General features: G+C 70.9%; 6 protein-coding genes. 5 read left to right on the forward strand and 1 reads right to left on the reverse strand.

Annotated elements, in window-relative coordinates; all coding sequences use genetic code 11:
* Window positions 1-62 precede the first annotated feature (62 nt).
* From Pta02_RS26910 to Pta02_RS26925, 4 genes are all read left to right on the forward strand, one after another.
* The gene (locus Pta02_RS26910) at window positions 63-275 is read left to right on the forward strand and encodes a helix-turn-helix domain-containing protein (protein WP_203877739.1); all 213 of its coding nucleotides are present in this window, start codon (window positions 63-65) and stop codon (window positions 273-275) included.
* Window positions 275-1,042: a Clp protease N-terminal domain-containing protein gene (locus Pta02_RS26915; protein WP_203877721.1), complete on the forward strand. Its 768-nt coding sequence runs from the start codon at window positions 275-277 to the stop codon at window positions 1,040-1,042. The genes Pta02_RS26910 and Pta02_RS26915 overlap by 1 nt, the downstream gene beginning before the upstream one ends.
* A gap of 104 nt (window positions 1,043-1,146) precedes the next feature.
* On the forward strand, window positions 1,147-2,556 hold the full coding sequence (locus tag Pta02_RS26920; protein WP_203877722.1) for an FG-GAP repeat domain-containing protein: 1,410 nt from the start codon (window positions 1,147-1,149) through the stop codon (window positions 2,554-2,556).
* A gap of 111 nt (window positions 2,557-2,667) precedes the next feature.
* The gene (locus Pta02_RS26925) at window positions 2,668-3,201 is read left to right on the forward strand and encodes a hypothetical protein (protein WP_203877723.1); all 534 of its coding nucleotides are present in this window, start codon (window positions 2,668-2,670) and stop codon (window positions 3,199-3,201) included.
* 92 nt (window positions 3,202-3,293) lie between these two features.
* Here the strand turns inward: Pta02_RS26925 and Pta02_RS26930 are convergent, their stop codons facing one another.
* Window positions 3,294-4,058 (reverse strand): hypothetical protein, encoded by a 765-nt coding sequence (locus tag Pta02_RS26930; RefSeq protein WP_203877724.1) that lies wholly within the window; start codon window positions 4,056-4,058, stop codon window positions 3,294-3,296.
* 215 nt (window positions 4,059-4,273) lie between these two features.
* On the opposite strand from Pta02_RS26930, the gene Pta02_RS26940 reads away from it, so the two are divergent.
* Window positions 4,274-6,112, forward strand: a complete 1,839-nt coding sequence (locus Pta02_RS26940; RefSeq protein ID WP_239131246.1) for an acyltransferase family protein — start codon at window positions 4,274-4,276, stop codon at window positions 6,110-6,112.
* Window positions 6,113-6,136: the final 24 nt, after the last annotated feature.

Raw genomic sequence — 6,136 nt, forward strand, 5'->3', positions numbered from 1 at the left:
ACCTCGACCGTCAGCATATGTTGACGCCTTGACGACCGTCAGCATATGCTGACGGCGTGTCCATGAACACCGATCTCGAGCAGGCCGTGCACGGCACCGACCCGGATGCGGCGCTGCGCGCCGTCGCCCGCCTGCGCAGGCTGGTGGAACAGTTGGAGGCCGAGCACGTCGCGGCGGCGCGTCGCGCCGGCTGGTCCTGGCGGGACATCGCCACCCGGCTCGGCGTCACCAAGCAGACCGTTCACCGCAAGTACCACCACGTCCTGGAGGACTGATGTTCCGAGGTGACCACCCCGACCTGAGCCGGACCGTGGGCCGGGCCCTGAGGCTGGCCCGCGACCTCGGGCATCCCCGTACGGGCAGCGAGCACCTGCTGCTCGCCCTCACCGCGGAAGGCACCGGCCTCGCCGTCGACTCCGCCCCGGACGGCACCCCTGCCGCCTCCGCCGCAGGCGCTTCCGGCGTCGCCTCCGTCCTCGCCGTACACGGCGCGACGGAGACCGCGATCCGCGAGGCCGTCCACCGCGCGGCACCCGCCGGGGCCGGTACGGCCGCCGACCGGGACACCCTCGCCGGGCTCGGCATCGACCTCGACCGCCTGCTCGGCGCCTCGGGTGCGAAGGCACTGGACCGCCCGCCCGCACGCGAACCGCTGTTCCCTCTGGGCGCGGCCGAGGCGCGGCGCCGGTCCGCACGGATGCGCCCGCCGCTCGGCCTGGACGCCCAGGCGGCCTACGAGGCGTCGCTGCGACTGGCGCTGTCCCGCCGCGAACGCGACCACCGGCCCGAACACCTCGCCCTCGCGCTCGTCACCCTCGACCCCGGCGTGGCGTGGGTGCTCTCGGCCGCCGGAGTCGACAGGCAGGCGCTCCTCGCCGACCTGGCCGCCGCCTTCCCACCGCCTCGGCGCAACCCGTTCCTGAACCTCGAACGGCGACTGGCACGCCGGACCCGCCACCATGACATCGTGCGGCGCTACCAGCGCACGACAGGACGCACCACCACATCGGCCGCCGCCGTCGCCACCCTCATCGGCGGCTGAGGACTCCCGCCCCCGCAGGACTCGGCCGGCCGGTACGCAGAGTTCGAGAGGCCCGACCAGTCAGGCCCAACTGCGGCACAAGTCACCGGCGTGATCATGACCGCATGCGCGTGAAGAAGATCCGTTGGTGGGCGGCGCTGCTCGCCGCCCTGACCACACCCGTCACCCTGCCCGCCGCGCCCGCCGCGGCGGCGCCGATCACCGTCGACACCGACTTCAACGGCGACGGCTACAACGACCTGGCCGTGGGCAGCCAGTCATATCCCGGGCATGAGGGGACCGGCCACAGCGGCTTGATCACCGTCCTGTACGGCGGGCCGAACGGTCTCACCGGGCGGCACCTCATACGCCCCGAGCCCGACTGCTTCGTCGTGATCTACAACTGCTCCGGGTGGGGCCGGAGCCTGACCGCGGGCGACGCGGACGGCGACGGCAAGATCGACCTGGTCTCCGCGGGCAGCGCCGACCTGCAGATTCACTCCTGGACGGCGGAAGGTGTGACACGCAAGCTCCGGTGGAGCGGCAGGTTCATCCGCGACGCGCTGACAGTGGGCCGCGTCGACCACGCCGATCCACGCCCCGACATCGTGGGAGGGTATGCCGAAGGCTATGGCCAGGTGCTGGGAGGGTGGTACAACGGCGGCTCCTTCGAGACCGCCGGGCTGAGCTCGACGCGCAGGTTGAGGCCCTGGTCCATGACCATCGGCGACATTCACGGGGACGGGCTGTCCGAGGCCATGTGGGTGGGCATCGATGTCACCAACGGCCCTAGCGGTACATATGTGTGGTACTCCGGCAACCTGCGCAACCCATCGGCCGATCCCTGGGTGCTGGGCGGTCCGGAGGGATGCCAGGCCCCCGAGACGAGCAGGCTGGCCTGCCCGAAGAACGACTCCGTGGTGACGCTCGGCGACGTGAACGGCGACGGCTACCGCGATCTGGTGATGGTGACGCCCAGCACCGGCACGCTGAACGTCTGGTACGGCGACAAGTACGGCGGCGGCATGTCCAGGGTCGGCTACAGCGCCCGCGGCCTGACCTGGCTGACCACGCTCTCCACGACGTCCCAGCTGAACCTCGCCACCGGCGACGTCAACGGCGACGGCGCCGCCGAGATCTCCATCGGCGTTCCCCGCGCCACCGTATCGGGCCGGACCGATGCGGGCGCGCTCGTCCTCATCCCGGGCTCCGGCACCGGTCCCGTCCCATCGGCCGCGCAGGTCATCACCCAGGACGGCGTCGCGCCCCCGGACGCCTCCCCCACGGCGGACCCGATCGGTGAGCAGTCGGCCGAGTACGACAACCTGGGCGCGGCCGTCTCGATCATCGACCTCACCGGCGACGGCAAGGGCGAGCTGATCGCGGGTGCTCCGGGCAAGAACGGCAACCGCGGGATGCTCGTGGTCCTGCCCGGCACCGCCACCGGCGTCCCCTCCACCGCCCAGGTCCTGCACGCCCAGGACGCGGGGGCGACCGCCGACAGAGCCCGTTTCGCCGGCACGCTGCTGCACTGAGAGATCGTCCCGTCCGGCGAGGAGAGCCGCGATGGTCCCCCGCCCCGGCCGAGCCGGAGTGGGGGATCGGCCGGCATGAGGTATCAGCGGGAAACTCTATGATCGCGGCTCATGACGCACCCGGATGCCACCGCCGACACTGTGACCATCGCCCTCGGTGTCGACTACGGCCAGGCATATCTCGTCGATGAGTGCGGCCAAGCCATGGTTCCCGATCAACCGGCCGATGACGACCCCGCGCACTCTCTCGGGATCATCAGCGTGGCGGACGGCGTCGCCCTGCTGACCATCGGCACGCACTACGGCAAGGTCCGTTTCGACGTTCAGGTGACGCAGCGCGAACCCGACCCGGATCTCGGCTCGTACGAGGACATCGTGGAGATCAGCTTCGACTCCGAGGCGGGGAGCGTCTCCCTCCGCGAGTGGGGGGACGGCGACGTTCACGCGCTCCCGCCGCTTCCGGCCGGGCCCGGTTGGTACCGCCTGCGATATCACGTCCACGGTCTGGACGAGGGCCACGCCGACTACTACGAGGAGGACGCGCCTGATCGCTATCTCCTGCAGATCTGGTCGGCAGAGGAGTGCGGGCCACGGATCGTCAAGAGCAGGAGCAGGCGGCACCGGTCGTGGACGCAGGCCGGCTGAGGAGGCGTCCCGCCGGTTCCGAACCGGCGCGGGATTCCCGCCGGGCAGCGGTCGGCGGGCTTGTCCGCTGTGACGGACGCCTGTGGCGGTGGTCAGGCGAAGCGCTCGATCGTCACGGGAATCAGCCTCGCGTGCCGCATCGCCGCCGTCAGCTCCCGCAGGAGCGATCCGACCCCGTCATCGGACGAGCCGCCCAGGCATGCGGTCAGGTCGAGGCACCAGGCCGTACCGGGGCCGATCCGGCGGAGATCCCAGGTGAGCGTGTCATGGCCCGCGCGCATACGGGCCGTACCGGCCACGCGGGCCGTCGGATCGGCGCAACCGCCGGCCGGCTCCATCGACCAGAGATCCCGCAGCCGTCGCAGGCGTTCCGCGTCCAGGTCACCGGCGAACAGGACGCGATAGACCCGCCTTTCACGAAACCCCTCGGGAACCCGGGGGGAGCCGAGGAGCAGGGGGGCGGAGTCGTCCAGGGGCAACCGGTCGCGGAAGCGGGCCCGCAACGCCGCCTCACCGGGCAGGTCCTCCCCGCCGATCCGGCGGTAGACGGCTTCGGCGGTGCGGCGGTGAACGGCGAGGACCCGGTCACGTAGCGCCGGGTCGGTGCGCATGTCCCGGCTGAAGGCGGCCGAACTCCACCAGGTGCCGTCCGTCACGCTCCATCCCGCGCTGTCCAGCCCGGTCGCCGTGTGGTCGTCGGCGAGCACGAACTCCTCGACGACGATCCCGTCCACCGGCGCCTCCGGCCCACCGGCCTGTCCCGGCCCCGGCATGACCAGGTAGTAGTCCAGCGGCGACCGTGACCCGTACGGACCGGTGATCGCCGTGTCTGCGGACAGAGGCATGTCAGCGGTCATGCGGCGTGTTCCTCCAAGTGCCTGCCACTCGGGCCCCGAAGCTTGCGAGAACCCACCGGTGACGATTCCGTGGCCGGTGCTGTGACGGCCGGTGCTGTGACGCCGAGATCGAACGATACGGTGCGGACGCCGGTCATGAACGGCGATCATACGATCACAGGCCGGCAGAGCGGACCCTCCGCGTCACGGCCCTGGTCCTCGCGGCACGACCCGATGTGATCGTCAATGCCGCCTACCGGCAGTCCGACTGGGCGACCACGGCCGAGGGCGGCATGCACCTCGCACTCGGCGCCGCGGCGGCAGGAGCCCGGCTCGTCCGTGTCTCCAGCGACGCGGTCTTCTCCGGTACGGCCTCCCGTTACGACGAGACGCACCTCCCGGACCCCACGACCCCGTACGGCGCCGCCAAGCCCGCCGCCGAGACCGCGATCAAGGGCATCGCCCCGGCCGCCGCCCTCCTGGAGCTGGCCGCCTCATCCTGTGCCGGGATCCACCACCTCGCCGGCACCGATGCCGTCAGCCGTCACGAACTCGGCGTGCTGATCGCGCGCCGGGACGGTCTCGACCCGGCCACCCTCCCCACCGGGCTCCGCGCCGACACCGGCCCGCCCGGCCCCCTCGACGTGCGCCTGGACGGCACCGCCACCCGAGCACGGTTGACCACCCGTCTCGGGGCGCACGCGAGTTCCTCCATGTGCCGCGGCGGTGGTCGCCTCCGGATCGCGCCGGATGAGTGCGACGGCCATCGGAACGAGCATTGCCCTGCTCTTCCCTTTCCGCCCGGGATGGAGGACAACCATAGAATGACGACGGCACGCATCGGACCGCCCCCCGTGTCCGCGGCCGCCCGGCGGCCGGAACTGGACGCGATCCGCGCCCTGGTGGTGGTCGGATTGATCTTCTTCCACTCCGCCCTCGTGTTCGACGCCCGCGACGACTTCTACGTGAAGAATCCCGAGACCACCGAGGCGACCATGGTCCTGGCCGGTCTCGCGGTGGTGTGGGCGATGCCGATCCTCTTCCTCATCGCCGGGCTGGGCTCGTGGCACTCGCTGCGCCGCCGCGGCCCCGGCGGATTCACCATGGAACGACTACGGCGGCTCGGCGTGCCGCTGGTGTTCGCGACCCTGACGATCATTCCGGTGCCGCAGTGGCTCAGGCTGCGGGCCGATCCCGCCTACCACGAGTCGTACCTGCACTTCCTTCCGCGATTCTTCGCGGTACGGCTGGAGCCCGCCGAGTTCCCCTTCGTTCTGCAGGGTGAGCACTTCGAGACCGGACACCTGTGGTTCGTGGTGCTACTGCTGGCCTTCTCGCTCCTGATCGCACCGCTGGTCCGTCTGCTTCCCCGCGACGGCGGACATAGACTCCTGAACCGCCTGGCCATGACGGCGGAACGGCGCGGCGCCATCCTGCTGCCGGCCATTCCGATCGCGGCGATCAGCGCGCTGCTGGGGCTTGAGGAGTCCTACGCCGGATGGAGCCGCTGGGCGTATCTGCTGTTCTTCCTGTACGGGTTCGTGCTCGCCGCCGACGAGAGGTTCCGGACGGCGATGCGGCGGGACGCGGTACCGGCGGCCATCACGGGCCTGCTCCTGTTCCTGACGGGAATGCCCGCTTTCCTGGTCACGGCGGCGTCTCCCGGCGGTGACCCCTTCACCGACATGACCCCGCTGGCGATCGGTGCCCGGACGCTGTACGGCGCGGCGGGCTGGTGCTGTGTGGTCGCGATCATGGGCCTCCTCGACCGAGGCAGGAAGCCGGCCTCCCCTCAGATCTCCCCGGAGAGCGACACACCGACGGGGAAGGAGGCACCACCCGACAGCCGCACCCTGCGGATGTACAAGTATCTGGCCGCCGCCGTACTGCCCGTCTACATCCTGCACCAGCCGATCGTCGTCGCGGTCGCCTACGGTGTGGTGCGCTGGGAGGCACCGATGGCGGTCAAGTACGGAGTGATCGTCACAGCCTCGCTCGTGCTGACTCTGATCGCATACGACCTGCTGGTACGGCGCACACGGGTGACCAGGTTCCTGTTCGGGATGCGCGGATAGAGCAGGAAGAGACCCCCGGAAACG

It is taken from the genome of Paraplanobispora takensis (assembly GCF_016863195.1).
Taxonomy (GTDB): Bacteria; Actinomycetota; Actinomycetes; order Streptosporangiales; family Streptosporangiaceae; genus Planobispora; species Planobispora takensis.

Bases quoted from the DNA above. Each gene is read 5' to 3' on its own strand.
- Pta02_RS26930 (WP_203877724.1), bottom strand. From the start codon at position 4,058: ATGACCGCTGACATGCCTCTGTCCGCAGACACGGCGATCACCGGTCCG.
- Pta02_RS26915 (WP_203877721.1), top strand. From the start codon at position 275: ATGTTCCGAGGTGACCACCCCGACCTGAGCCGGACCGTGGGCCGGGCC.
- Pta02_RS26925 (WP_203877723.1), top strand. From the start codon at position 2,668: ATGACGCACCCGGATGCCACCGCCGACACTGTGACCATCGCCCTCGGT.
- Pta02_RS26910 (WP_203877739.1), top strand. From the start codon at position 63: ATGAACACCGATCTCGAGCAGGCCGTGCACGGCACCGACCCGGATGCG.
- Pta02_RS26920 (WP_203877722.1), top strand. From the start codon at position 1,147: ATGCGCGTGAAGAAGATCCGTTGGTGGGCGGCGCTGCTCGCCGCCCTG.